The organism is Methylorubrum rhodinum, from assembly GCF_014199935.1.
Taxonomy (GTDB): Bacteria; Pseudomonadota; Alphaproteobacteria; order Rhizobiales; family Beijerinckiaceae; genus Methylobacterium; species Methylobacterium rhodinum.
This window is the reverse complement of the sequence record NZ_JACHOP010000001.1, coordinates 261,970-286,699: the sequence shown is the minus strand read 5'-3', so window position 1 is coordinate 286,699 and position 24,730 is coordinate 261,970. Positions and strand designations below refer to the sequence as shown.

Sequence of the window (24,730 nt, the reverse complement as noted above, 5' to 3'; positions counted from 1 at the left end):
CGACGCGCTCTCCTCCCCCTTGTGGGGAGGAGTTGGAGGTGGGGGTCGCGCAGGATCGAGCGTCACGGTGCCTTCTGCACCACCCCCATCCCGAACCCCTCCCCACAAGGGGGAGGGGACCCGCGCTCGTCCTGCAAGATGCGCAGCAAGCCACTCGGCAGCGCCCTCCGCATCGCTCACCGACGGCACCTCCGGCAGCACCGGCGGCTGCACGATGACGACCGGCACCCCCAGCCGCCGCGCCGCCTCGATCTTCGGGTAGGTCGCCGCGCCGCCCGAGTTCTTCGTCACCAGCAGATCGATCCCGGCCTCGCGCATCAGCCGGATCTCGTCCTCCAGGGTGAAGGGCCCGCGGGCGCGCAGCTCCGTCACGCGGGGCACCGGCAGCGCGTCGCCGACGGGTTCGATGGTGCGGACCAGGTAGGCATGCTGCGGCGCCGCCGCGAAGGCGGACAGCTCCTGCCGCCCGATCGTCAGGAAGACGTTCTTCGATGCGGGGCCGAGCGCCGGCACGCAGGCCGCCACGCTCCCCACCTCGATCCAGTCGTCCCCCGGTTGCCGCGCCCAGCACGGGCGGCGGATCGCCAGCAGCGGCACGGAGTGGGCGCGGCAGGCCGAAGCCGCGTTGGCCGAGATGCGGGCGGCGAAGGGATGGGTCGCATCGATCACCGCATCGATTCCGTTCGCCTCGATCCAGCGCGCCAAACCCTCCGGTCCGCCGAAGCCGCCGATGCGGGTCGCCACCGGCTCGGGCCGCGGCGCGGCGGTGCGCCCGGCGAGCGAAAGGGTGAGGTCGAACTCGGGCCGACCGGCAAGCCGGGCGACGAGGGCGCTCGCCTCGGTGGTGCCCCCAAGAATCAAAATTTTTCGGATCAGAATTTTCGGAGGACGGCGGCGTTCGTCGCCCACCTGCCCCTGGCCCGCCGCGTTCGTCATTCGTACACTGTCCTCAAGCCGCCGGCTGGAGGCGGAGGTCCGAGTGTCCCCCTTCTGCCGCGATTGCCTGACGACGCAAAGCGAGGGCGCCCGGCGCTGCCGCGCCTGCGGCTCGCCGCGGCTGCTCGACCATCCGGCCCGCGACCGGCTGACCATCGCCCATGTCGATTGCGATGCCTTCTACGCCGCCGTCGAGAAGCGCGACGACCCGTCCCTGCGCGACCGGCCGCTCATCGTCGGCGGCGGCAAGCGCGGGGTGGTGGCGACCGCCTGCTACCTTGCCCGCATCTCCGGCGTACGCTCGGCCATGCCGATGTTCGAGGCGCTCAAGCGCTGTCCCGAGGCGGTCGTCGTCCGGCCCGACATGGAGAAGTATTCTCGCGTCGGCCGCGAGGTGCGGGCGATGATGCTCGCGCTGACGCCGCTGGTCGAGCCGGTCTCGATCGACGAGGCGTTCCTCGACCTCTCCGGCACCGAGCGCTTGCACGGTACGAGCCCGGCCCTGACGCTCGCGCGGTTCAGTGCGCGGGTCGAGGCCGAGATCGGCATCACGGTCTCGGTCGGGCTGTCCGTGAACAAGTTCCTGGCCAAGATCGCCTCCGACCTCGACAAGCCCCGCGGTTTCTCGATCATCGCCGGCGAGGACGCCACTGCCTTCCTGTCGGAGCGCCCGGTCGGCATTCTGCCCGGCATCGGCGAGAGCGCCCGCAACCGGCTCGCCGGCCTCAACGTCCACCGGATCGGCGACCTGACGCGGGTGGGCGCGGAGCGGCTGCACGGCGCCATCGGCCGCGACGCGCTGCGCCTGCTGGCGCTCGCCGAAGGCCGGGACGCGCGGGCCGTGCGCCCGACCCGCGAGGCCAAGAGCGTCTCGGCCGAGACGACGTTCTCCGCCGACATCGCCCGCTTCGAGGAGTTGCGCCCGATCCTGTGGCGCCTGTGCGAGCGGGTCTCGTCCCGGCTGAAGCGGGCGGATCTCGCCGCCGGCAGCGTCACCCTGAAGCTGAAGGATGCGCGCTTCCGCCTGCGCACGCGCACCCGCGGCGGCCTCAAACCGACGCAGCTCGCCGAGAGCCTGTTTCGCGCGAGCGAGCCGATGCTGCGCGCGGCCTGCGACGGCACCTCTTTTCGCCTCATCGGCATCGGCGGCGGCGATCTCTGCGCCGGGCTCCACGCCGACCGGGGCGATCTGGCCGACCAAGGCATCGAGCGGCTGGCCCGCCGCGAGGCCGCCCTCGACCGGGTGCGGGAGAAATTCGGCGCGGGGGCGATCCAGCGCGGGCTGGTCTTCACCGGAGAGCCCGAACGGCGGCGGGGCTGACGGCGTCAGACCCGGTCCGGCGCCGAGACGAGCCCGGCCCCCATCGCGATCCAGACGAGATGCGCGTCGGTGCGGGCGCCGAGCTTGGCCCGGATCAGCGAGAGGTTGTTCTGCACGGTCTTCGGGCTGAGACAGAGCGCGTCCGCCACTGCCTGGGCGGTCATCCCGCCCGCCGTCAGCCCCAGGATCTCGACCTCGCGCGCCGTGAGGTCGTCCAGGGCCGCGCGCCCGGAGAAGACGTCATCCTGCGCGATCGCCTGGGCGATGTCGGCGCTCATCGCCCGCACGCCGCGCAGCACCGCGGCCACCGCGTCGAGCAGTTCGCGCGGCGGGCTCGCCTTGCTGACATAGCCGCAGGCCCCGGCGGCGAAGGCTTTTCGCGCGACCGCCGCGCCGGTGCGCATGCTGAACACGAGGATGCGGGCGGCCGGGTCCCACTGGCGGATGTGCCGGATCGCCTCGATCCCGCTCGGGCCCGGCAGCGACAGGTCGAGCACGACGAGATCCGGCGCGTGCGCCTTGTAGAGGCGGTAGGCCTCGGCCGCGTTCTCGGCCTCGGCCACGACGGTGAGGCCCGGCTGCCGCTCCAGCAGGCGGCGGTAGCCCTCGCGCACCACCGGATGGTCGTCGACGAGCAGGACGGTCGTCATGTCGCGCCTCACGCGGGCATCGGCACGGTGGCGCGGGCGCGCAGGCCGCTGCCCGTGCCGGTGAGCGACAGGCTTCCGCCGAGCGCCGCGAGCCGGGCCCGGATGCCGGTGAGGCCCCGGCCGGGGGCCGCGAGGGCGCGGGCGGGATCGCCGCCGCCGTCGTCGTCCACCGTGAGCGTCGCGGCACCGGGGCCGGCTTCGAGCCGCAGGAACACCCGGCTCGGGCGGCCGTGGCGCAGGGCATTGGTGAGCAACTCCTGCGCGATCCGGTAGAGGCCCGCCGAGGTTTCCGGCGGTAGTCCCGACAGATCGCCGGCGGCGTCGAGATGCAGGCTCGGCCCCGCCCGGACATGCCCCCGCCACTGCGCCACGAGATCGCGCAGGGCCTCGACCAGCCCGGCCCCGGCGAGGTCCGGCAGTTCGAGGCGGGCGAGCGCCCCGCGCAGGCTCTCGCGCATGCTCGCGACCACCGCCTCGATGCCGCGGGCCTCCTCCCGCAGGTCCTCGCGGTCGCGCGGCGCCGCCGCCTCGATCGACGCCGCGCGGGCGCCCGCGGCTGCGAGGCACTGGCCGAAGGCATCGTGCAGGTCGCGGGCGAGCACCTGGCGCTCCTCCTCCTGCACCGCGACGAGGCGCCTGAGGAGGTCGATGCGCTCGATCTCCGCCGCCGCGAGCCGGCCCGCCAGCCCGTTGCAGGCCGAGGCGATGCGATCGAACTCGGCCGCCGCGAAGCGCGGCAGCGGGGAGGCCGGCGCTCCCGTCTCCAACCGCTCCAGGCCGCGCACGATCCGGCCGGCCGGCGCCACGAGACGGGCGGTGGCGATCCATCCGAGGAGGGCCGTCGCAGCGGCGAGCGCCAGGGCGAGGCCGCCCGCGAGCCGCACCTGTCGCCAGATGCGGCTCGCGGCGGCTTGCGGATCGGGCCAGGCGGTGACGCTGCCGACGGCACGCCCGCGATAGAGCACGGCCCGCTCCGCCGTCACCGCCTCGGCGCGCGGGGCGAGCGCGGCGCGCAGCCCGGCGGGCGCGGCGTCGAGGCCGTCCCAGTCGCCGCAATAGCGGCGGGGCGCCTCGGCACCCAGGCGGATCTCCGCGCAGATGCCGGGCAGCAGCGTCAGCACCGCGGGGGCGGCGGAGGGCGAATCGCCGGCAAGCCGCGCCGCGGGGCCCGCGCTGCCGAGGCCCGGCTGGCGCCCGAACTGCGCCGCGATCCGCTCGGCCGAGACCGCCGCCTCGTGTGCCAGCCCGGACCGCGCCTCCGCGAGCGTCCAGGCGACCGCGCCGGCGAGGCAGAGCAGGGCGACCAGCGCCAGGCGCAGGCCGAGATGGGCGGCGAGATTCAACGGACGCTCATGGTCGAGGCACTCTCGGCGGATGCGGTTTCCGACGATTTGGTACCCGGACGGCCCTGCTGCGCAAGCCGCCGCGGACGCGCTCGGGAAGAATGCCCGGTCGATGCGGGCACGGTTCCCTGGCCCCGGCGGGCCGGCCCGCGAGGATGGCGGTCCCGAACCATGCGGAGTCCGCGATGCCCCGTCCGATCACCCGCCGCAGCCTGCTCGGTGCGGGCGCGTTGCTGCCCCTCGCCCTGCACCGGCCCGCCGTCGCCGAGACCGCCAGCGGACCGTGGCGGGTGGGCGCGTTCACCGTGGTCCCGCTGACGGACGGGCTGTTTCCGCTGGAGCCGAGCATGATCCCGGGTGCCGAGAGTCCCGCCGGCCGAGGCCTGCTGGAGGGCGCCGGCCTGCCGCCGAGCGGCCCCTCGCCGGAGCCGGTCAACGCCTTCCTGATCCGCCGCGGCGAGCGGCACTGGCTGCTCGACGCCGGCTGCGGCACCGTGTTCGGACCGGGCTTCGACCGGGTCAGCGACGCGCTCGCCGGCCAGGGCGTGCGGCCGGATCAGGTCGAGACGGTCTGGCTGAGCCACCTGCACGCCGACCATATCGGCGGCCTCCTCACGCCGGAGCGGCAGGCGCGTTTTCCCAACGCCGAACTCGTGCTGCAGGAGCGGGAGGTCGCCTTCTGGTCCGATACGGGCGCGCGGGCGAACGCCTCGGCCGCCCTCGGCCCGATGTTCGACACCGCCTCGGCCGTGCTCGGCGCCTATGCCGGCCGGGTCCGGCGCATCGCGGGCGAGGTGGAGCTGACGGGCGGCGTCCACGCCCTGCCGCTGCCCGGCCACACGCCCGGCCACATGGGCGTCCTCGTCGCCGACGGAGCGGAGCGGCTGCTGATCTGGGGTGACGTGATCCACTCGCGGCTGCTGCAGATGCCGCATCCGGACTGGACCGTGATCTGGGATGCCGATCCGGCGCAGGCGATCGCGACGCGCCGTCGCCTGATCGACCGCGCGGCGAGCGAGAGCCTTCGGGTCGCCGGCATGCACATGGCCGTGCGGGGCCGGATCGCGCGGGACGGCGCCGGCTACGTGCTGACCTGAGGAAGCGCCCTCAGCGCCGGCAATCGGTGGCGCCCGCACCCTTGTCCTTGCCCTTGTCCTCGGGCAGGTCGAGTTGGGTCAGGTTCCCCGCGATGGCGAAGTCGCCGTAATCGAGGTTGAGGCGGCCGCTGACGCCGTTCTCGTAAAGGTCGAAGGTCAGGGTGTAGATCGGCGTGCGCTCGCCCTCGCCCGCGGTGAAGTAGCTCAGCGTCACCGGCCAGCGGCGCATGGCGGCGAGGTCGCCCTCGCGGAGCGGCTTGTCGCGCTCGGTGTCGGCGGCGGGCGCCGCGCTCGCCCGGCCGATCACGGCGAGCGTGTCGTAGACCTTGCGGCCGTCGTCGGAGCCGTCGAACACCTTGGCGGAAACGGTCGTCTCTCCGGCCTTGGCGGCCTTCAGCAGGCGGATCATGTGGCGGACCGGGAACATCACCTCGCCCGCCGTCTGGTACTCGGCCCGCTTGGGCTCCTTCAACTTCACCTTGAGCGCCTCGGCGGCGGCCTCCGCGGTGCCGTCGACGGCCGGCGAGGGGACGTTGTTGAGGAAGGTGGCCGTGCGGAAGCGGAAGCTGCCGCCGTCGCCGCTCTCGAAGGTGGAGTTGCGCAGGTCCGAGGTGCGGTTGCCGGACTCGGAGGAGTCGAGCATCGTCACCTGACGGGTCTGCATGGTGAAGCCGCGGCAGGCATCGCCCGAGAAGTCGATGACGATGCGCCCGCGCACGCCCTCCACCGCCCGCGTCCCCTCGGACTTGGCGAGCGACAGGTCATAGACCGCGCGATGGTTGGCGAGCCGGGGCGCCGCCTCGTCCGGAACCGGCGCGGCGGGACCAGCCGCCGAGGCGCCGGTCGCGGCAAGGATCAGGAGGGCCGGTGCGAGGCGCAGGCGCATGCGAACTCCGGAAGTTTTCTGGCCGGTCGCGTGACCGGGTGCCCGACAGATAGTCGATGCGCCGGTGCATGCAAATGCACGGGTCGAAGTCCTTTCGCGACGCCAGGTTCGGCGGCGGCCGTTTCGTAAAATTGTCGATATCCGGCAGTGGCTTGTAAACATTGACGGGCGCAGGCGGCGGGCGGCGGCGGCGCCGCGCCGCCCGCCGCCGATTCACGGTGGAAACCGGCGCGGGCACCGCCGCGACCCTTGCTCCGTGGTCGAGCTGTCCTGTAGTCTCCCCGACATCGCCGAACGGTTGTTCGGCGTTTTGTTAACCGACCTGTGCGGGGCCGCCCGGCGGCCCCGACGAGGCGGCCCGTGTCGTGGGCCGGCGCGCGGAGCGGTCTTGGGTTGTTCGGCCGCGAAGGGCCGCGACGGGTGGAGGGGGCAATGACGGAAGCGGTCCCGAGCTGGACGGATGAGCGCGTGGAGTTGCTTCGTCGCCTGTGGGACGACGGGCTCAGCGCGAGCCAGATCGCTCTCCAGATCGGCGGCGTCTCCCGCAACGCCGTGATCGGCAAGGTCCACCGCCTCGGTCTCGCCGGCCGCGTGAAGCCGATCGGTCCGGCCGCCGTCAACGGACAGCGCAAGGCCGACGAGGTGGAGATCGAGACCGCCGTCATCGTCGAGGAGCCGACGCTGCCGGAGCCGCCCGCCATCGTCGCCCACCGCCCTGCACCGGATTTCCCGCTGGAGCCGCGGCCCGCCGCCGCCGCGCCCGCGCCGTCGGCCCAGCCGGTCGCGCTGGCGGTGTCCGAGCGCGTCACCATCATGGACCTGCGGGACTCGATGTGCCGCTGGCCGATGGGCGACCCGACCACGCCGGACTTCCGCTTCTGCGGCGCCCGCGCCATCACCGGACTGCCCTACTGCACCCAGCACGCCCAGGTGGCCTACCAGCCGGCGGCCGAGCGCAAGCGCGACCGGCGCGTCGCGGGCATGCGGTAGTCGGCTCGCTTTCCCGCGTGAGGCGGCGCTGCCGCCTTAAGGCCCGCCGGTGACCGGCTGGCCCGGGTCGGAGAGCTGGATCGTCCAGTTCTTCTGCTGGCCGGTATCGACCTCGATGAAGCCGTTGCGGTCGAAGCCGCGGGCGAGGCAATCCTCGACGCCGCGGATCGTGAAGGCGGTGTCGCGGGTGCACATCATCGCCCGGCCGCCCCACTCGCCGCCGCGCGTGTAATCGACGGCGTAGACGTAGTAGAACTGCGCCGCGAGCACGCCCTTCTGCAGGGTCTCGCAGGCGCGGGGCTTCAGGTCCCACCAGCCTTCGGTGACCCAGCCCTGCGCATCGCGGTAGCCGAGCGTCACCCCGACCTTGCTGCCGGTCTGATTGCAGAGCCGCAGGTCCGCGCGCGCCGGAAGCGGCAGCAACGCGAGCAAGCAGGCGCCTAGCCCAATCAAGGTTTCGAAAGGACGAGTCCTTTCGCGGGTCCAGGGCAGAGCCCTGGCCTTGGAGGGAAGCCGGGGCTCCGCCCCGGCGCCCCGCCAAAGGGATGATCCCTTTGGGAACCCGGATTCAACCGACGAGGATGACGCGGCAATCGTTGACATTCGTGCGGGTCGGACCGGGCTGGACGAGATCGCCGATGGTGGCGAAGAATCGCGTCGAATCGTTGTCCGTCAGCATGCCTTGCGGATCGAGCCCGGCGGCGCGGGCGCGCTCCAGGGTCGAGGGATCGACGAGGCCGCCGGCCGGATCGGTGGCGGCACCCCGGCCGCCATCGGTGCCGTCGGTGTCGGCGGCGATGCCGGCGATGTCCGCGGCGCCGTCGAGGGCGACGGCGAGCGCCAGCGCATATTCTTGGTTCGGCCCGCCGTCGCCCTCGCCGCGGATCGTCACGGTGAGTTCGCCGCCGGAGATCAGGGCGACGCGGCGCCCCTCGGCCTTGGCGTCGAGAGCGAGACGCGCGTGCTCGGCGGCGACCTCGCGGGCCTCGCCTTCGAGATCGGAGCCCAGCATCACCGGCTCGTAGCCGGCGCGCCTGGCCGCCTCGGCCGCCGCCTCCAGCGCGTCGATCGGGCGGGCGATGATGCGGTACTCGGCCCGCGCGAACGCCGGATCGCCCGCCTTCGGGGTCTCGTTGGCTGGATCGTTCAGCAGCTTGACGGCGGAGTCGGGGAGCGTGATGCCGCGGCGCTTGCAGATCGCGCGGGCGTCCGCCAGCGTCGAGGGATCGGGCACGGTCGGGCCGGAGGCGATGACCGAGGGGTCGTCGTGCGGCACGTCGGAGATCGCCAGCGTCAGAATCTTCTTGGCATTTCGCGCCGCCACGGCGAGGCGGCCGCCCTTGATCCGGGACAGGTGCTTGCGCACCGCGTTGATCTCGTTGATCGGCGCGCCCGAGCGCAGCAGCGCCTTGGTGATCGCCTGCTTCTCGGCGAGCGTCAGGTCGCCCGCGGGGGCGATCCAGTTGGCCGAGCCACCGCCGGACAGCAGCACCAGCACCTCGTCGTCCGGGCCGGCGCTTGCAGCGAGCGCCAGCGTCTCCTTGGTCGCCTCGATGCCGGCGGCGTCCGGCACCGGGTGGCCGGCCTCGACCATGCGGATGCCCGGCGCGTCCTCGCCGTAGCCGTGGCGGGCGACCGCGAAGCCGACGATGCGGTCCTCCGGCACGCCGTGCTCCTGGCGGTAGAAGCGGCTCGCCACCGCGGCCATGGAGCCGCCGGCCTTGCCCGCGCCCAGGATGATCAGGCGGCCCGGCGTCGGCGCCGGCAGGTGGCCGACGAGGCACTTGCGCGGGTGCGCGGCAGCGATGGCCTCGTCGAGGATGGCGGACAGCAGGGCGCGCCGCTCCCGGATGGCCGGATCGGTCGGGGCAGGGGCGGTCATGGGCGTCCTCGCGGCAGCGTCTTGTCTGGTTTGTCCTGTGCTTGCCCGAGCCCCGGCGGCGCGGCAAGCCTTCGCCGTTTCACAAAACTTTCGAAGGGCACAGCATTCTTTTTGGTGGTGCTTCCGAGAACGGCGCGCAATTCCGGCATCGATCCCGCATCGGGCGTCCTGCCGGCCCACCGGCTCTGTCGAAGCACACGGGCCGGCCCAGATAAGCGCCATGCTCAGCCCCGATCCCGCGACCATTCTTCACCCGGAAGAGCCCGCCGAGACCATCGAGGGCGATCCCGCCCGCGGTCTGCTCCTCCTGTGCGAGCACGCCTCGAACCACGTGCCGGACGATCTCGCCCGTCTCGGCGTGCCGGAGCGGGAGTTCTCGCGCCACATCGCCTACGACATCGGCGCGGCGGCGGTGACGCGCCGGCTCGCCGGCTTGCTCGGCGTGCCGGCGGTGCTGACGCATTTCTCCCGCCTGATCATCGATCCGAATCGGGGGAAGCGCGACCCGACGCTGGTGATGCGCCTCTCGGACGGCGCCATCGTGCCGGGCAACGCCCGCATCGATGCCGCGGGCATCGCCGAGCGCATCCGGCGCTTCTACGCGCCGTTCGACCGGGCGGTCGACGCGGCGGTGGCGCGGTGCGAGCAGGCCGGCGCGCCGCCGATGATCCTGACCCTGCACAGCTTCACCCCGTTCTGGCGCACGGTCGCGCGGCCCTGGCAGGTCGGCGTGCTCTACGATCACGACGCGCGGATGGCCCACCCGATCATCGCGGCGCTGAAGGCCGATCCGGCCGGCCTGTGCGTCGGCGACAACCAGCCCTACGGCGGGGGGCTCCCCGGCGACACGATCGACCGCCACGCCACCGCCCGCGGCCTGCCCAACGCGCTGATCGAGATCCGGCAGGATCTGATCGGCGGGCCGGAGGGGCAAGAGGAGTGGGCGCATCGCTTCGCGGGCCTCCTGCGGCCGATGCTGCGCAACGCGGCTTGACGGCCCGGTGCCGCGGGACGACCTGAGGGACGACCTCCGTCACCGCCAGGATTCGTCACGATGAGCGAGATCGACCCCACCACGCAGACCGAGTTGGAGGCGGCCGTGTTCCGCCGCCTCGTCGCGCATCTGCGCGACCGCACCGACGTGCAGAACATCGACATGATGAACTTGGCCGGCTTCTGCCGGAACTGCCTGTCGAACTGGCTCAAGGACGCCGCCGACGCGCGCGGCCTCGGGCTCACCAAGGACCAGAGCCGCGAGCACGTCTACGGCATGCCCTACGACGAGTGGAAGCGGCAGCACCAGACCGAGGCGAGCCCGGACCAGCAGGCCCGCTTCGACGCGAGCCAGGCCAAGGGTCACTGAGTGCGGCACTGAGCGCAGCGGCGCATCAACGGCTGGGTAAGGTTGATGGGCTACCTCGGGACGATCCGGCGCGCCGGCCCGTGGGGGTCGGCCCGCCTCCCGCACGAAGGAGCGCCGCCATGGCCGCATCGCCTGCCCCCGCCGTCGACCCGTCCTCGGTCGCCGCCGACCAGCTCAAGAGCATCATCGAGCGCATCGAGCGGCTCGAGGAGGAGAAGGCCGGCATCGCGGGCGACATCAAGGACGTCTACGCCGAGGCCAAGGCCAACGGCTTCGACGTGAAGGTGCTGCGCAAGATCATCTCCCTGCGCAAGCGCGACCACGACGAGCGCCAGGAGGAGGAGGCGATCCTCGAGCTGTACCTGCAAGCGCTCGGGATGGCGTAGCCGGTTACGAACCGCGCCGTCCGTCTCAGGGCGGCCGGCATCGTATCGCCCCGTCCCGCGTTGGAGCGAAGCTTCCACGCCGGACGAGGTTCTTCATGCGCAGATCGGGCCGCTTCGGCGCCATCCTCTCCCTCGCGGCGGTCGCCGTGCCCGGCGCGGTTCGTGCGGAATCCGATCCGCGGCTGACCGGCCTGTGGACGCTCGTCTCCTACGAGGTCGAGGTCCGCACCGACGGGAGCAAGGCGCCGGTGATGGGCGAGAAGCCCACCGGCTACGCCTACTTTACCCCGGAGAACCGCCTCTTCTTCGTGCTCACCGGCGAGGGCCGCAAGCCCGCCGGGACGGAGGCGCAGCGCGCCGCCCTGCTGGGGACTCTGGTCTCCTATTCCGGCACCTTCCGCACCGAGGGCGACAGCTGGACCGCCAAGGTCGACGTGGCCTGGGACCCGAAATGGGTCGGCACCGAGCAGACCCGCATGTTCACGCTGGAGGGCGAGCGCCTGCGGGTGCTGACACCGTGGCGCGTCATGCCCAACTGGGCCGACAAGGGCGAGACCCGCAGCATCGTCACCTTCGTGCGCGGGAAGGATTGATGTGATTCTCGGCTGATCGCCTCGGGCCCCGCGCATCCCCTCGCCCCGCCGTGCGGGGAGAGGGGGGAGCGGCGGAACCCCGAGAGGGTGATCAGACGCCGGTCAGTGTCGCAGCAGAGCCGGCTGCGTCACCGCGCGGTCGAGGCGGGCAGCCGGAAACGCACTCGGCGCGAACGCTTTGGTGAAGCGCCCGGCGGGCGTGCTGCCATCCGGCATCGAGAGCGCGCCGGGGGGCGTCGCGTCGGGCAATGGGCGCACCTGGGCCACGCGCACCGGAGCGGTCGGGGCAGCGGAGGGCTGGACCGCGGCGACGAAGAGGCTGCGGACCTGCTCGCGCGGGTCGGCATCGGCTGGGACGAGCGGGGCAGGGGCCTCGGCGGTCTCGGTCTCCGCGGAGGTCTCGACCGTGGATGGGGCGAGGTTGGCCATGCCGGCGAGCCCCGAGCCGTCGAGCGAGGCGAGCTGGATCGGGCGGCGCGGCGGCAGCGGCACGCTGTGCAGGCCCGCCACCGCGGCGAAGTCGGCGGGGCGGCGGGGCGGCAGTGGCGCGACGACCGAGCCGGCCGGAACGGCCATGCCGGTGAGAAGCTCCTTGGCCGAGGGCGTGCCGGACCGGAGCGCGGCGTCGCGCAGGGCCTCCGAGGCGTTCGGCGCGGCGTAGGCGAGGGCTTGCGCGGGGGTCTGGGTCGCGGCTTGGGGCGCGCCGATGGCGACCGTCGGATCGGCGCTCGCCACGACGACGGTCGGCTTCGTCCGGCTCTTCGCCGGAGCGGGGGCAGCGGCGACGGTTGCGGCCGGCGCCGGGCTCGCGCCGCCGCCGAACAGCGAGGCGAAGAAGCCCTTCAGGCCGGGGCCGTCGTCGATCTCGTCGGCGCTCGCCACCATGGTCTGGCCGGAGACCGTGCCGCCGCGGGCCAGGATCTCGGCGCGGGCCTCCTCGTAGCGGGCGAGCGGCTTGCCGTCGGCGGGCAGGTGGACGGTCTTTCCGTCCGGGAACAGGCGGGCGAGCTGGTCGCCGGTCATCCGCGGCCACGCGCGGACCGAGCCGACATCGAGATGGACGAAGGGCGAGCCGGAGCGCGGATACCAGCCGACGCCGCCGCGCTGGAGCCGCATGCCCGCGGCGCGAAGCTGATCGATGCTGGCGTCCGGCAGGAAGAAGTCGATCGCCTTGCCGGCCATGTGCTGGCTCGTCTCGGCGACGCCGGAGGACGCGCGGCGGAGCATCCCGTTGGTCTTGGGGCTGCGATAGGCGGAGACGATGTGCATCGGACCCGTCGAGCCGATGGAGCGCTTCGCCTCCCAGACCACGTCGAACAGGCGCGGGTCCATCTTGGTGGCTTCGTTCTCGCGCCAATCGCGCAGGAACCAGTTGAGCCGGTCGAGGGCGGCCCGGTCGAAGCGCCCGTCGCGCTTGAACGTGACCGTGATGGTCTCAGCCGTGTGCTGATGCACCATCGAGAGTTCGCGGGTGTCGCCGTTGGCGACCGCGTCCTGGGTGTCGGCGGTGCCGGCGACGAGCGCGGCGGCGACCGAGGCGACGATGGCGGCGAGGCGCCGCCGCCCGGGAAGCGGGAAGAGGGCAGGCACGCGGTTTCGCAAGCGACCCTGCAGCATTGTCCTCACCTCCGCCGGGAGGGTCGAGCCCACCCTGTTGGGTCGCACGCCGACCGTCGGATCGACGGCTAAGAGGCAACCGTGGCGATGCTGGGGGCCAACCGTGGCGGAAAAGTGCCGCGCAAGAGCGTCGGCGCACGGGGACGGCGAAACCGCTGTGAATTGCGAAGGCGCGTGGCTTTTCCCACCCACACCCTCATCGAGGCGCCCGCATCAGCGGGCCTCGAAGGAGAGCCAGCTAGCCGCACGATTCCTGGAGGCCTCCTTCGAGGCCCCTTGCCAAGGCAAGGGGCACCTCAGGATGAGGGGGATGGGCGGGATCGACCGAAGGTAAAGACGCGGCGGCTACCAGAAGCTCCGCGTCTCCCGGCGCACCGGCTCGGACGGCCAGGGCTCGCCGAACATGTCGACGTTGCGCCGCGGTTCGGACCTGACGGCTTGGCGCGGCGCGGGACGATGCACGTCGCGCACGGTGCTCGGCGTCGGCGCAACGGGGCGGTTGCCCGCGGCCTGTTTCGCCTTGCCGGCAGGGACGCGCGCAACCGCATCCGAGCGCGCGGCGAGGCCGAGCGCCACCTTCATCGGGCCGTCGTAGCCGTAGAGGTCGTTCAGCGTGCGGTAGGCGCCGAACTCGTCCACGTAAGCCGTGAAGTAGGCGAGGTGGACCGGCAGCTTTTCCGGCAGGCGCAGGGTGCGCTCGCCCTTGCCGATCAGCTTCTTCAGCCGCTCCTCCGTCCAGTCCGGCAGCACCGCGTCGGCGAAGCGGAACGGATCGTCCACGCGCACGCAGCCGTGGCTGAAGGCGCGATTCGTCGCCGAGAACAGCGAGCGGTTCGGCGTGTCGTGCAGGTAGACCGCGTGCTGGTTGGGGAACATGAACTTGATGAAGCCCAGCGCGTTGCGCTCGCCCGGCGGCTGGCGCAGCGAGATCTGGCCGCCGCGGCGCACCACCTCGAACCCGGCGGTGCGGCCGGACGCCAGCATCTGCTTGAGGATCGAGGGCGGCACGTACCAGGACGGGTTGACGACCGCGTATTCCATCATCCCCGAGAAGGTCGGAGTCGGGCTCTCGGTCTTGCCGACGATGACGCGGGTCTCGTCCTTCAGGGCGCCGTTGCGGAAGACCCGCAGCTTGAACTCCGGCACGTTGACGAAGACGTAGTCCGGCCCGAGCTCGGACGGCAGCCAGCGCCAGCGCTCCATGTTGACGAGGAGTTCGGCCTCGCCGCCCGTGGCCTTCGCGCGCTTGTGCGAGGTCTCGGAAGGGGCATCCGGCGGCCGGCCTGCGCGCGAGCTCGCGAGCCGGCTCTTCAGGGCGAGGTAGCCCGGCTGGTGCGGGTTGTAGGCCTGCAGGGTCTCGCCGGCCTTCGGCCCCGCGCTCGCCACGCGGGCGAGCGTCGCGTCCGCCGTCGGCAGGTCCAGGCTCGGGGTGACGAGCTTCGAGATCGAGGCGAGGTTGACGCGCCCGCCCCGTGCGTCGCGGGCGTAGAGGGCGATGGCCGCCGAGAGCTTCAGGTCGGCCTCCGCCAGCTCCGCGTCGGTGTCGGGACGGCTGAGCTTGCCCAGCACCGGCACCGGATAAGCGTTCGGGTCGAGCCCGTCCTCGGCCGCCGCGCGCAGGCGCTCGATGGCCGCGGTCGCCGCCGGAGTGAAGGCGCCGGCCTCGATCCAGGCGGGCTTGAAGTTGCCGAGCGCGTAGAAGGCCTGCATCGCCTCCCGGTCCTTGGCCGTGAGGCGCTGGAGCAGGGGGGCGGGATCGTTGAGGCGGGCGAAGAGAGCCGCCGGCAACGGCTCGCTCGGCGCCACGGGCGCGGGCGGGGCCTCCGCCGCCGGGGCCGGGGGTTCGGACGCAGCAGGCGCCTCGGCGGAGGGAGCCGATCCCGTGGCCGGAGCCTCCGCCGCAGGGGGGGCGACCGCCGAGGGCGCCGCGGAGGGAGCCGCCGACGGACCGTCTGTCTCGACCGCGGCCTTGCGGATCGTCGCCCCGGGCGCCGCAGCGCCGATCTCCTCGGCCCGGCCCGCCGGGGCAAGGGCGAGGAGGGCCGCGAACGCGACGGACAGAGTCCGCGCCACGCTCGATCCGGCTCCCGTGTCAGCGCGCATGCGGCTCTCCCTGGCGACGGCCGAGATTGCCGCAGCCATCGTTAAAGATCATCGTTCGAAGCGCGGCCGTACGCAACCGCACTGTTCGTGTGTGGGCCTCAAGCGCCGGCGGCTGCGTCCGCAGCCTCAGGCTTCGCTCCGCTGGACGCATCGGCAGAGAGCCGGGGCCGCCGCGCGGGGCGCTCTTCGCGTCCGGTTACACGGCGCTGCCGCACGACTTCGCTTGCCCGCCTTTGGGCAATCTTAAGTCGCGCCGGCCGTGTTGGCCTCACGCCGCGTCGTCGGAGCGCTCCTCCTCGTCGAGGCCGAGTTCCTTGAGCTTGCGGTAGAGGGTGGATCGGCCGATTCCGAGGCGGCGGGACACTTCGGACATTCGGCCGCGGTAGAATTGCAGGGCGAAGCGGATGGTCTCCGCCTCGACCGCCTCCATCGTCTTCATCTCGCCGGTGTCCTCGACCACGAGCGACATCGCGTGCGGATCGCGCACCTCGACGCGGACGATCTCGCGCACCGGCTCCATCCCGCCCGCGGGCAGCACCGGCTGGTTCGGGACCGGCGGGATGCGCACGTCGAAGCCCTCGACCTGCGCGGCGATCTGCGGGAACTCCGCCACGGTCAGCTCGTCGCCGTCGGCGAGCACCACCGCGCGGAACAGCGCGTTCTCCAGTTGGCGCACGTTGCCGGGCCAGGGATAGCGCGAGAGGAGCGCCATGGCCTCCTGGGTGATCCCGCGCAGACGCTTGCCCTCTTCCGCGGCGAAGCGGGCGCAGAACGAGCGGACGAGGTCCGGGATGTCCTCGCGGCGGGCCCTGAGCGGCGGCAGCGTCATCGGAAAGACGTTGAGGCGGTAATACAGGTCCTCGCGGAACTTGCCCTGCTTGACGAGGTCGAGCAGCGAACGGTTCGTCGCCGAGATCAGGCGGATGTCGACCCGCACCGCCCGCTTGCCGCCGACGGGATCGACCTCGCCCTCTTGGAGCGCGCGCAGGAGCTTCACCTGCGCGTCGAGGGGCAGTTCGCCGATCTCGTCGAGGAACAGCGTGCCGCCGGACGCCTCGACGAACTTGCCGACATGGCGCTCGGTGGCGCCGGTGAAGGCGCCCTTCTCGTGGCCGAACAGGGTGGATTCGACGAGGTTGTCGGGGATCGCGCCGCAATTGACCGTCACGAACGACTTGCCGCGCCGCTCGCCCGAGCCCTGGATCGCGCGGGCCAGCACCTCCTTGCCGACGCCGGATTCACCCTCGATCAGCACCGGGATGTTGGATTTCGCCGAACGCTCGGCCAGCCGAATGACCCGCTCCATGTCCGGGCTCTTCGAGGCCAGATCCTTGAAGCCGAGCGAACCGGAGGCGCGGCGGCGCATCCGGCGCACCTCCTCCTCCAGTTGATCGACGCGGAGCGCGTTCTTGATCGACACCTGGAGCCGCTCGGCGCCCGCCGGCTTGACCACGAAATCGACCGCGCCCGCCCGCATCGCGTTGACGACGGCGTCGATGGAGCCGTTCGAGGTCTGGACGATCACCGGCGTGTCGATGCCGGCCTTGCGCATCTCGGCCAGCACGCCGAGCCCGTCGATCCCGCCCGGCATGACGAGATCGAGCAGCACCACGTCGATGCCCTCGCCCGCCCGCAGCAGGTTGAGGCCGTCGAGACCGTTCTCGGCGATTCTGGCCTCGAAGCCGAGGCGGCGCACCATCGCCTCGGCGAGGCGGCGCTGCACGGGATCGTCGTCGATGATCAGGACGGTGGTGGACATGCGGGGCGCCTCGCTTTCCGCTTTTCCCGGCCGACCGCGCGCGGCGCACCGCGTGAGCGGGGCCGATCGGGCGCGGAGCGGGCTGTTTCGTTTCGGCGCACAAGGTCGCCCAGATGCGTAAAGCGGCGCTTAACGACGCCCGCACATTCCGCTCGAAAGGGTTTTCGGGGGGCTTGCACGGCATTTTCGCGCGGCGTTCCGCCCCCTTGTGCGTCGAGGGCGGACCCGAGTTGATCGGCGGGGCCCGGCGCTCGATATCAGGCATCCGGAACACGGGCGGGCTCGCCGGCCTTGACCCGTCTCTTCGCGAGGAAGCCCAATCAATGTCGAGCCGAGCCGTCACCGCCGCCCTGTCCCCGGAACCGGCGCGGGCCCCGGACGGTCTTTCGGCCCTGCGCAGCGCGACGGAGGCGGTCGAACTCGGCGTGCTGCCCGAATGGGATCTGAGCGACCTCTATTCCGGCATCGACTCGCCGGCCTTCCGCGACGACCTCGAACGGGCCGAGGCCGAGGCCCGCGCCTTCACCGAGCGCTATGCGGGCCGCATCGTCGAGATCGCCGCGGGCCCCGACGCTTCGGTCGAACTCGGGCGGGCGGTCGCGGCTTTTGAAGCGATCGAGGACCTGATGGGCCGGCTGATGTCGTTCGCCGGCCTCGTCTATTCCGGTGACACCACCGACGAGACCCGCGCCAAGTTCTACGGCGACACCCGCGAGCGGCTGACCGCGGCCTCCGGCGACCTCCTGTTCTTCGGGCTGGAGCTGAACCGCGTCGAGGATTCCGTGATGGACCGGGCGATGGCGGACGGCCCGCTCGCCCAATACCGACCGTGGATCGAGGACCTGCGGGCGGAAAAGCCCTACCAGCTCGACGACCGCACCGAAAAACTGTTCCTCGAGAAGTCGGTCACCGCGAACGCCGCCTGGGACCGGCTGTTCAACGAGACCATCGCGGCCTTGCGCTTCTCGGTGCAGGGCGAGCAGCTCACCCTGGAGCCGACCCTCAACAAGCTTCAGGACCGCGACGGCGCAGTGCGCCAGGAGGCGGCGGTCGCGCTCGGCGACACGCTGCGGGCGAACCTGCGCGTCTTCGCGCTCATCACCAATACGCTGGCCAAGGACAAGGAAATCTCCGACCGCTGGCGCGGCTTCAAGGACGTGGCGGATGCCCGCCACCTCTCGAACCGCGTCGAGCCCGAGGTCGTCGCCGCGATGGTCGAGGCGGTGCGCGCCGCCTATCCGCGCCTGTCGCACCGCTACTACCGGCTCAAGGCCAGGTGGTTCGGCGTGGACGCGCTGCCCTACTGGGACCGCAACGCCCCGCTGCCGAAGGTCGAGCAGCGCACGATCCCCTGGGCCGAGGCCCGCGATACGGTGCTCGACGCCTACGACGCCTTCTCGCCGGACATGGCGGGGATCGCAAAAAAATTCTTCGACGGCGGCTGGATCGACGCGCCGACCCGGCCCGGCAAGGCGCCCGGCGCCTTCGCCCACCCGACCGTGCCGTCCGCCCACCCCTACGTTCTGGTCAACTACCAGGGCAAGCCGCGGGACGTGATGACGCTGGCGCACGAACTCGGCCACGGCGTGCATCAGGTGCTGGCCGCCCCCAACGGCGCCCTGATGGCCCCGACCCCGCTGACGCTCGCCGAGACCGCGAGCGTGTTCGGCGAGATGCTGACCTTCAGGAAGCTCCTCGCCGAGACCACCGACCCGACCCAGCGCCGGGCGATGCTGGCGGCCAAGGTCGAGGACATGATCAACACGGTGGTGCGCCAGATCGCGTTCTACTCGTTCGAGCGGAAGGTGCATCTGGCCCGTGCCAAGGGCGAACTGACGGCCGACGAGATCAACGCGCTGTGGATGTCCGTGCAGGCCGAAAGCCTCGGGCCGGCGATCACCCTCGACAAGGGCTACGAGCCGTTCTGGGCCTACATCCCGCACTTCATCCACTCGCCGTTCTACGTCTACGCCTACGCCTTCGGCGACTGCCTCGTGAACTCGCTCTACGGCGTCTACGCCCGCGCCGAGCCGGGCTTCGTCGAGCGCTACTTCGCGCTGCTCTCGGCGGGCGGCTCGAAGCCCTACGGCGAACTCTTGAAGCCGTTCGGGCTGGATGCCAGCGATCCGGGCTTCTGGCAGATCGGACTCGGGATGATCGAGGGAATGATCGCCGAGTTGGAGGGGATGGAGGCGGCGTAGCCGTTCCCCGATGAAGGCGGCTCCGTGCGTGTTATGATCGATCGAACCTGCACGGAGCCGAGGCCATGAAGCTCGAAGTTCAGCAAATCGGCGATTCACTCGGCCTGATCCTGCCCGACGACCTCGTTGGCAGGCTCAAGCTGGATCAAGGCGCTTCGCTGTATGCGACGGTGAACGCAGACGGCACGCTGGACCTCTCGCCGCACGATCCGGCCTTCGAGAAGGGCATGAAAGTCGCCGAGAAGGCGATGGACACCTATCGGAACGCCCTCACCGAACTGAAGAAGTGAAGAGGGTCCTCGCGGCGGGCGTACGATCTCGTTCGGGCCAGCCCGGACTCATCCGTTGGATTCGCGACAACTGGCCGGAAGCGTAACCTCCGCGGCGCGCCGTCCCAGCGCCCTGGGCGAGGCGTGCCGCCGCGCCTATCTCGGATCACATCCCCATCAGGAATGATCCGCAAGGCCATGGCCGAGACCGATCGCGAAGCCAACCGCTTCACCGCCCGCGCGAGCCGCTACGCCAGCGTCGGCGCCAATGTCGGGGGCGTCGCCGCCCGGATGGCCGCCGCGCGCCTGTTCGGGGGTAAGGATGGCGCCGCGCCCACCAACGCCGCCGCGCTGGCCCAGGCGCTCGGCGGCTTGAAGGGCCCGATCATGAAGGTGGCGCAGCTGCTCGCCACCGTGCCCGACCTGCTCCCGCCCGAATATGCGGCGGAGTTGCAGAAACTGCAGGCCGACGCGCCGCCGATGGGCGCGGCCTTCGTCAAGCGCCGGATGATGGCCGAGCTCGGCGCCGACTGGCAGGGCCGCTTCGAGAGTTTCGACTTGAAGCCCGCGGCGGCGGCCTCGCTCGGTCAGGTCCACCGCGCCGTGTCGCTCGACGGCGCGCCGCTCGCCTGCAAGCTCCAGTACCCGGACATGCAGTCGGCGGTGGAGGCCGACCTGAAGCAGCTTCAGGTCGCCTTCGCCTTCCACCGCCGCATGAATTCCTGGCTCGACACCACCGAGATCGCCAAGGAGATCGGCGCACGGGTGCGCGAGGAACTCGATTACGAGCGCGAGGCCAAGCACGCCGCCCTCTACGGTGCCGTCCTCAAGGACATCGATTCGGTGCGCGTGCCGGAGGTCCGCACCGACCTCTCGACCAAGCGCCTGCTGACGCTCGGCTGGCTCGACGGCGAGAAGATCCTGAATTTCGCGGGCTCGCCGATCGAGACCCGCAACCGGCTGGCCCAGGCCATGTTCAAGGCGTGGTGGCACCCGTTCAGCCGCGCCGCGGTCATCCACGGCGACCCGCATCTCGGCAACTACACCGTCTTCTCCGAGGGCGGCGAGCCGCAGGGCATCAACCTGCTCGATTACGGCTGCGTCCGCATCTTCCACCCGCGCTTCGTCGGCGGCGTCGTCGATCTCTATCGCGGCCTGCTGGAGAACGACCGCGACCGGATCGTCCACGCCTACGAGGTGTGGGGTTTCAAGAAGCTCGACCGCGAGACGGTCGACATCCTCAACATCTGGGCCCGCTTCATCTACGGGCCGCTGCTCGAGGACCGCACCCGCACCGTCGCCGACGGTATCGCGCCCGGCGCCTACGGCCGGCGCGAGGCGTTCTCGGTGCATCAGGCATTGAAGGAGCGTGGCCCTGTCACGATCCCGCAGGAATTCGTGTTCATGGACCGTGCGGCAGTGGGTCTCGGGGCGGTGTTCCTGCACCTGCGCTCGGAGCTGAACTACCACCGCCTGTTCGAGGCGGAGATCGAGCGCTTCTCGCTCGACGCCCTGGCCGAGCGCCAGGGAAGCGCGCTCGACGCGGCGGGGCTGCCACGGCCGGCCTGAGCCGACACGACAAAACCGTCATCCGTTTGTCAACCGGCCGGTCAAGCTGATTGCTCCCCGCTTTGCCTTGCGCTAAATCCGCGCGTGACAAGCAGAACGAAGTCAGGGAACGGGCGCGCAATGGCGGACACGAAGACCCTCTCGGGCCTGAATTACAGCCCGGCGATGGACGAGAAGACCCACGAGCAGACCTATCGGGGCTTCATCCGCTTCGTCGAGATCGGGACGGTCACGGTTTTGTGCTGGGTGGTGGCGCTCGCCATCGGCGGCGTGCACGAGGCCTGGATCACGGCGATCGTCGGCGTGCTTGTCTCCTGGGGGCTCGCCGCCCTCGGATCCTTCGTTCCGGCGGTCGGCTGGAAGGCCCAGGCCGTCCTCCTCGCCATCCTCCTCGGTATCCTCTTCCTGAGCTGAAAAATTTCCGCCGTAGGGCCGGTCCGGATACGGGCCGGCCTTGCTGCATGACAATTGAGCCGTCCACATAGCTCGGATACCGGCACGCCGAATGGGCGGCTGTAAGAACGGGAGCAACCGAATGCGCATCGCCGTCTTGACGGAGGCGGATCCCGCGGAACCGCGGGTCGCCTCCGTCCCTGAAACGGTCAAGAAATTCGTCGGCCTGGGCGGCGAGGTCGTGGTGCAATCGGGGGCCGGCGCGACGGCCGGCGTCCCCGATTCCGAGTACGAGGCGGCGGGCGCCAAGATCGCCCCGTCGGCCGAGGAGGCGCTGTCTGGCGCCGACCTCGTCCTCAAGGTGCGCCGCCCGAACGCCGAGGAACTCGGCAAGATCGGAAAGGGCGCCACCGTCGTCGCGATCATGGACCCCTACGGCCATGAGGACGAGTTGAAGGCGATGGCCGAGGCGGGCGTGAACGCCTTCTCCATGGAGCTGATGCCCCGCATCACCCGCGCTCAGGTCATGGACGTGCTGTCCTCCCAGGCCAACCTCGCGGGCTACCGCGCCGTGATCGACGGCGCCGCCGAGTACGGCCGCTCCCTGCCGATGATGATGACCGCCGCGGGCACCGTCCCGGCCGCGCGCATCTTCATCATGGGCGTCGGCGTCGCCGGCCTCCAGGCCATCGCCACCGCCCGCCGCCTCGGCGCGGTCGTCACGGCGACCGACGTGCGCCCCGCCACCAAGGAGCAGGTCGAGTCGCTCGGCGCGAAGTTCGTCGCGGTCGAGGACGAGGAGTTCAAGTCGGCCGAGACCTCCGGCGGCTACGCCAAGGAGATGTCGGCGGAGTACCAGAAGAAGCAGGCCGAGCTGGTCAAGGGCCACATCGCCAAGCAGGACATCGTCATCACCACGGCCCTGATCCCCGGCCGGCCGGCGCCGAAGCTCGTCTCCGAGGAGATGGTCGCCTCGATGAAGCCCGGCTCGGTGCTCGTGGATCTGGCGGTCGAGCGCGGCGGCAACGTCGCGGGCGCCAAGGCCGGCGAGATCGTCACCACCGACAAGGGCGTGAAGATCGTCGGCCACACCAACGTGCCGGGCCGCCTCGCGGCCACCGCCTCCGCCCTCTACGCCCGCAACCTCTACGCCTTCGTCGAGACCCTGATCGACAAGGAGTCGAAGGCGCTGGCCATCAAGTGGGACGACGAACTCGTCAAGGCGACCAACCTCACCCGCGACGGTCAGGTGGTTCACCCGAACTTCCAGCCCAAAGCCTGACCGCTCGCGGAGGATCCTGAGACATGGCTAACGTACCTCTTCCTGCCGCGGAGCAGGCCCAGGCCGCTGCGGCCGCCGCCAAGACGGCGGCCGAAATCGCCCAGCAGAACGCCGCCCAGGCGCAGTCCATCGCCGACTCGCTCGCGCACGGCGTGTCGGCGGCCACCCACGGCGCGGTCGATCCCACCGTGTTCCAGCTCGCGATCTTCGTGCTCGCGATCTTCGTCGGCTACTACGTCGTCTGGTCGGTGACACCGGCGCTGCACACCCCCCTGATGTCGGTCACCAACGCGATCTCGTCGGTCATCATCGTCGGCGCTCTGCTCGCGGCCGGCGTGCCGCTCATCGAGAAGGGCACCGGCTGGGCCCGGTTCTTCGGCTTCATCGGCATCGTGCTCGCCTCCGTGAACATTTTCGGCGGCTTCCTCGTCACGCAGCGCATGCTCGGCATGTACAAGAAGAAGGCCTGAGGCGATGTCGGAAAACGTCTCTTCCCTTCTCTACATCGTCGCCGGCGTCCTGTTCATCATGGCGCTGCGGGGACTCTCGCACCCAACCACGTCGCGACAGGGTAACCTGTACGGCATGATCGGCATGGCGCTCGCCGTGCTCACCACGCTCATCGGCCATCCGCCGGCGGGCTTCGGCGCCTGGATCCTGGTGCTGCTCGGCCTCGGCATCGGCGGCGGTGCCGGCGCGGTGATCGCCAAGCGCGTGCCGATGACGGCGATGCCGCAGCTGGTCGCGGCCTTCCACTCCCTCGTCGGCCTCGCCGCCGTGGCGGGTGCGGCGGCGACCCTCTACGCCCCCCAGGCGGTCGGCATCCTCGAGAACGGCCACATCCACAAGGAGTCGCTGTTCGAGATGGCGCTGGGCGCGGCCATCGGCGCGATCACCTTCACCGGGTCGGTCATCGCCTTCGCCAAGCTCGACGGCCGCATGTCGGGCAAGCCGATCATGCTGCCGCAGCGGCACGCCATCAACATCGCGCTGGGCATCGCGCTGGTCGTCCTGATCGCGATCTTCATCGGCAACGAGAGCAAGTTCGTCTTCTGGCTCATCGTGCTGCTGTCGTTCGCGCTGGGCGGCCTGCTCATCATCCCGATCGGCGGCGCCGACATGCCCGTCGTCGTGTCGATGCTGAACTCCTACTCGGGCTGGGCCGCGGCCGGCATCGGCTTCACGCTCGGCAACCTCGCGCTCATCATCACCGGCTCGCTGGTCGGCTCGTCGGGCGCGATCCTGTCCTACATCATGTGCCACGCGATGAACCGCTCGTTCATCTCGGTCATCCTCGGCGGGTTCGGCGGGGACACCGCCGCGGCCGGCTCGGGCCAGGTCGAGACGCGTCCGGTCAAGCAGGGCTCGGCCGACGACGCCGCCTACATCATGAAGAACGCCGAGAAGGTCATCATCGTCCCCGGCTACGGCATGGCGGTCGCCCAGGCGCAGCACTCGCTGCGGGAGATGGCCGACATGCTCAAGAAGGAAGGCGTGGACGTGAAGTACGCGATCCACCCGGTCGCGGGCCGCATGCCGGGCCACATGAACGTGCTCTTGGCCGAGGCCAACGTCCCCTACGACGAGGTGTTCGAGCTGGAGGACATCAACGGCGAGTTCCCGCAGGCGGACGTCGCCTTCGTGATCGGCGCCAACGACGTCACCAACCCGGCCGCCAAGACCGACAAGTCCTCGGCGATCTACGGCATGCCGATCCTCGACGTGGAGAAGGCCAAGACCGTGCTCTTCATCAAGCGCGGCATGGGCTCGGGCTACGCGGGCGTGGAGAACGAGGTGTTCTTCCGCGACAACACCATGATGCTGTTCGGCGACGCCAAGAAGGTCGTGGACTCGATCCTCAAGAACCTCTGAGCGACAGCCAATGGACCATCGGCGGGGCGGGCGAGGAATCGCCCGCCCCGTTTTTTGCGACGCCCTCGTCATTCCGGGGCCGCGCAGCGGAACCCGGAATCCACCTGTGATGCGCGGTGCCAGCACAGCGTCGCGGCCAGTCGTGGATTCCGGGTTCGCCTTCGGCGCCCCGGAATGACGGCGGTGGGTTTCGGGACGAAGTCGCTGCTTCCGGCGGA

22 protein-coding genes and 1 pseudogene are annotated in these 24,730 nt (G+C 71.2%); 14 read left to right on the top strand and 9 right to left on the bottom strand.

Annotated elements, in window-relative coordinates; genetic code table 11:
- Positions 1–126: 126 nt before the first annotated feature.
- A pseudogene (locus tag HNR00_RS01280) lies at positions 127–936 on the bottom strand (cobalt-precorrin-6A reductase); the annotation flags it as partial.
- Positions 937–979: 43 nt separating this feature from the next.
- On the opposite strand from HNR00_RS01280, the gene HNR00_RS01275 reads away from it, so the two are divergent.
- On the top strand, positions 980–2,257 hold the full coding sequence (locus tag HNR00_RS01275) for a DNA polymerase IV (protein WP_183563585.1): 1,278 nt from the start codon (positions 980–982) through the stop codon (positions 2,255–2,257).
- A gap of 5 nt (positions 2,258–2,262) precedes the next feature.
- On the opposite strand, the gene HNR00_RS01270 is transcribed toward HNR00_RS01275, so the two are convergent.
- Positions 2,263–2,907, bottom strand: a complete 645-nt coding sequence (locus HNR00_RS01270) for a response regulator (protein WP_183563582.1) — start codon at positions 2,905–2,907, stop codon at positions 2,263–2,265.
- Between the two features lie 8 nt (positions 2,908–2,915).
- The gene (locus HNR00_RS01265) at positions 2,916–4,250 is read right to left on the bottom strand and encodes an ATP-binding protein (RefSeq protein WP_183563579.1); all 1,335 of its coding nucleotides are present in this window, start codon (positions 4,248–4,250) and stop codon (positions 2,916–2,918) included.
- A 185-nt stretch (positions 4,251–4,435) separates the two neighbouring features.
- Between HNR00_RS01265 and HNR00_RS01260 the strand changes: the two genes are divergently transcribed.
- The gene (locus HNR00_RS01260) at positions 4,436–5,347 is read left to right on the top strand and encodes an MBL fold metallo-hydrolase (protein ID WP_183563576.1); all 912 of its coding nucleotides are present in this window, start codon (positions 4,436–4,438) and stop codon (positions 5,345–5,347) included.
- Between the two features lie 10 nt (positions 5,348–5,357).
- Here HNR00_RS01260 and HNR00_RS01255 read toward each other — a convergent pair whose 3' ends face one another.
- Positions 5,358–6,233 carry a cell envelope integrity EipB family protein gene (locus tag HNR00_RS01255; protein ID WP_183563573.1) on the bottom strand — a complete coding sequence of 292 codons (876 nt, stop codon included), beginning with the start codon at positions 6,231–6,233 and terminating at the stop codon, positions 5,358–5,360.
- Positions 6,234–6,665: 432 nt separating this feature from the next.
- Between HNR00_RS01255 and HNR00_RS01250 the strand changes: the two genes are divergently transcribed.
- Positions 6,666–7,223: a GcrA family cell cycle regulator gene (locus HNR00_RS01250; RefSeq protein ID WP_183563570.1), complete on the top strand. Its 558-nt coding sequence runs from the start codon at positions 6,666–6,668 to the stop codon at positions 7,221–7,223.
- A 36-nt stretch (positions 7,224–7,259) separates the two neighbouring features.
- Here HNR00_RS01250 and HNR00_RS01245 read toward each other — a convergent pair whose 3' ends face one another.
- Both HNR00_RS01245 and HNR00_RS01240 read right to left on the bottom strand, forming a co-directional pair.
- Entirely contained in the window at positions 7,260–7,676 is a 417-nt protein-coding gene (locus HNR00_RS01245) for a DUF1036 domain-containing protein (RefSeq protein WP_183563567.1), read from the bottom strand.
- A 115-nt stretch (positions 7,677–7,791) separates the two neighbouring features.
- On the bottom strand, positions 7,792–9,105 hold the full coding sequence (locus tag HNR00_RS01240; protein ID WP_183563564.1) for a glycerate kinase type-2 family protein: 1,314 nt from the start codon (positions 9,103–9,105) through the stop codon (positions 7,792–7,794).
- 220 nt (positions 9,106–9,325) lie between these two features.
- Between HNR00_RS01240 and HNR00_RS01235 the strand changes: the two genes are divergently transcribed.
- The 4 genes from HNR00_RS01235 (at position 9,326) to HNR00_RS01220 (ending at position 11,447) form a co-directional block, all read left to right on the top strand.
- Positions 9,326–10,099 carry an N-formylglutamate amidohydrolase gene (locus HNR00_RS01235; protein WP_183563561.1) on the top strand — a complete coding sequence of 258 codons (774 nt, stop codon included), beginning with the start codon at positions 9,326–9,328 and terminating at the stop codon, positions 10,097–10,099.
- Between the two features lie 60 nt (positions 10,100–10,159).
- Positions 10,160–10,468, top strand: coding sequence for a DUF1244 domain-containing protein (locus tag HNR00_RS01230; RefSeq protein ID WP_183563558.1), 309 nt, complete (start codon positions 10,160–10,162; stop codon positions 10,466–10,468).
- Positions 10,469–10,587: 119 nt separating this feature from the next.
- Positions 10,588–10,854, top strand: a complete 267-nt coding sequence (locus HNR00_RS01225; RefSeq protein WP_003601858.1) for a DUF2312 domain-containing protein — start codon at positions 10,588–10,590, stop codon at positions 10,852–10,854.
- Positions 10,855–10,949: 95 nt separating this feature from the next.
- On the top strand, positions 10,950–11,447 hold the full coding sequence (locus tag HNR00_RS01220) for a lipocalin-like domain-containing protein (protein WP_183563555.1): 498 nt from the start codon (positions 10,950–10,952) through the stop codon (positions 11,445–11,447).
- 102 nt (positions 11,448–11,549) lie between these two features.
- Here HNR00_RS01220 and HNR00_RS01215 read toward each other — a convergent pair whose 3' ends face one another.
- The 3 genes from HNR00_RS01215 to HNR00_RS01205 form a co-directional block, all read right to left on the bottom strand.
- Entirely contained in the window at positions 11,550–13,064 is a 1,515-nt protein-coding gene (locus HNR00_RS01215) for a peptidoglycan L,D-endopeptidase MepK (protein ID WP_183563552.1), read from the bottom strand.
- Positions 13,065–13,409: 345 nt separating this feature from the next.
- Positions 13,410–15,167 (bottom strand): L,D-transpeptidase family protein, encoded by a 1,758-nt coding sequence (locus HNR00_RS01210; RefSeq protein ID WP_183563550.1) that lies wholly within the window; start codon positions 15,165–15,167, stop codon positions 13,410–13,412.
- Between the two features lie 268 nt (positions 15,168–15,435).
- Positions 15,436–16,926 (bottom strand): sigma-54-dependent transcriptional regulator, encoded by a 1,491-nt coding sequence (locus HNR00_RS01205; protein WP_183563547.1) that lies wholly within the window; start codon positions 16,924–16,926, stop codon positions 15,436–15,438.
- Positions 16,927–17,249: 323 nt separating this feature from the next.
- Between HNR00_RS01205 and HNR00_RS01200 the strand changes: the two genes are divergently transcribed.
- The 7 genes from HNR00_RS01200 (at position 17,250) to HNR00_RS01170 (ending at position 24,512) form a co-directional block, all read left to right on the top strand.
- Entirely contained in the window at positions 17,250–19,127 is a 1,878-nt protein-coding gene (locus tag HNR00_RS01200) for a M3 family oligoendopeptidase (protein WP_183563544.1), read from the top strand.
- A gap of 65 nt (positions 19,128–19,192) precedes the next feature.
- Positions 19,193–19,417, top strand: coding sequence for an AbrB/MazE/SpoVT family DNA-binding domain-containing protein (locus HNR00_RS01195; protein WP_183563541.1), 225 nt, complete (start codon positions 19,193–19,195; stop codon positions 19,415–19,417).
- Between the two features lie 177 nt (positions 19,418–19,594).
- Entirely contained in the window at positions 19,595–20,965 is a 1,371-nt protein-coding gene (locus tag HNR00_RS01190; RefSeq protein WP_183563538.1) for an ABC1 kinase family protein, read from the top strand.
- 120 nt (positions 20,966–21,085) lie between these two features.
- Positions 21,086–21,379: an aa3-type cytochrome c oxidase subunit IV gene (locus HNR00_RS01185; RefSeq protein ID WP_183563535.1), complete on the top strand. Its 294-nt coding sequence runs from the start codon at positions 21,086–21,088 to the stop codon at positions 21,377–21,379.
- 121 nt (positions 21,380–21,500) lie between these two features.
- Complete coding sequence (locus HNR00_RS01180; RefSeq protein WP_183563532.1) at positions 21,501–22,640, top strand: Re/Si-specific NAD(P)(+) transhydrogenase subunit alpha; 1,140 nt, start codon at positions 21,501–21,503, stop codon at positions 22,638–22,640.
- A 23-nt stretch (positions 22,641–22,663) separates the two neighbouring features.
- Positions 22,664–23,110: a proton-translocating transhydrogenase family protein gene (locus HNR00_RS01175; protein ID WP_183563528.1), complete on the top strand. Its 447-nt coding sequence runs from the start codon at positions 22,664–22,666 to the stop codon at positions 23,108–23,110.
- A gap of 4 nt (positions 23,111–23,114) precedes the next feature.
- A complete protein-coding gene (locus HNR00_RS01170; protein ID WP_183563526.1) occupies positions 23,115–24,512 on the top strand; it encodes an NAD(P)(+) transhydrogenase (Re/Si-specific) subunit beta in 1,398 nt (465 codons plus the stop codon).
- The last annotated feature ends 218 nt before the right edge of the window (positions 24,513–24,730 follow it).

What these genes read in the sequence shown, in the direction of transcription:
- HNR00_RS01270 (WP_183563582.1), bottom strand. Translation starts at nt 2,907, where the DNA reads ATGACGACCGTCCTGCTCGTCGACGACCATCCGGTGGTGCGCGAGGGC.
- HNR00_RS01260 (WP_183563576.1), top strand. Translation starts at nt 4,436, where the DNA reads ATGCCCCGTCCGATCACCCGCCGCAGCCTGCTCGGTGCGGGCGCGTTG.
- HNR00_RS01255 (WP_183563573.1), bottom strand. Translation starts at nt 6,233, where the DNA reads ATGCGCCTGCGCCTCGCACCGGCCCTCCTGATCCTTGCCGCGACCGGC.
- HNR00_RS01250 (WP_183563570.1), top strand. Translation starts at nt 6,666, where the DNA reads ATGACGGAAGCGGTCCCGAGCTGGACGGATGAGCGCGTGGAGTTGCTT.
- HNR00_RS01240 (WP_183563564.1), bottom strand. Translation starts at nt 9,105, where the DNA reads ATGACCGCCCCTGCCCCGACCGATCCGGCCATCCGGGAGCGGCGCGCC.
- HNR00_RS01235 (WP_183563561.1), top strand. Translation starts at nt 9,326, where the DNA reads ATGCTCAGCCCCGATCCCGCGACCATTCTTCACCCGGAAGAGCCCGCC.
- HNR00_RS01230 (WP_183563558.1), top strand. Translation starts at nt 10,160, where the DNA reads ATGAGCGAGATCGACCCCACCACGCAGACCGAGTTGGAGGCGGCCGTG.
- HNR00_RS01225 (WP_003601858.1), top strand. Translation starts at nt 10,588, where the DNA reads ATGGCCGCATCGCCTGCCCCCGCCGTCGACCCGTCCTCGGTCGCCGCC.
- HNR00_RS01220 (WP_183563555.1), top strand. Translation starts at nt 10,950, where the DNA reads ATGCGCAGATCGGGCCGCTTCGGCGCCATCCTCTCCCTCGCGGCGGTC.
- HNR00_RS01215 (WP_183563552.1), bottom strand. Translation starts at nt 13,064, where the DNA reads ATGCTGCAGGGTCGCTTGCGAAACCGCGTGCCTGCCCTCTTCCCGCTT.
- HNR00_RS01210 (WP_183563550.1), bottom strand. Translation starts at nt 15,167, where the DNA reads ATGCGCGCTGACACGGGAGCCGGATCGAGCGTGGCGCGGACTCTGTCC.
- HNR00_RS01205 (WP_183563547.1), bottom strand. Translation starts at nt 16,926, where the DNA reads ATGTCCACCACCGTCCTGATCATCGACGACGATCCCGTGCAGCGCCGC.
- HNR00_RS01200 (WP_183563544.1), top strand. Translation starts at nt 17,250, where the DNA reads ATGTCGAGCCGAGCCGTCACCGCCGCCCTGTCCCCGGAACCGGCGCGG.
- HNR00_RS01195 (WP_183563541.1), top strand. Translation starts at nt 19,193, where the DNA reads ATGAAGCTCGAAGTTCAGCAAATCGGCGATTCACTCGGCCTGATCCTG.
- HNR00_RS01190 (WP_183563538.1), top strand. Translation starts at nt 19,595, where the DNA reads ATGGCCGAGACCGATCGCGAAGCCAACCGCTTCACCGCCCGCGCGAGC.
- HNR00_RS01185 (WP_183563535.1), top strand. Translation starts at nt 21,086, where the DNA reads ATGGCGGACACGAAGACCCTCTCGGGCCTGAATTACAGCCCGGCGATG.
- HNR00_RS01180 (WP_183563532.1), top strand. Translation starts at nt 21,501, where the DNA reads ATGCGCATCGCCGTCTTGACGGAGGCGGATCCCGCGGAACCGCGGGTC.
- HNR00_RS01175 (WP_183563528.1), top strand. Translation starts at nt 22,664, where the DNA reads ATGGCTAACGTACCTCTTCCTGCCGCGGAGCAGGCCCAGGCCGCTGCG.
- HNR00_RS01170 (WP_183563526.1), top strand. Translation starts at nt 23,115, where the DNA reads ATGTCGGAAAACGTCTCTTCCCTTCTCTACATCGTCGCCGGCGTCCTG.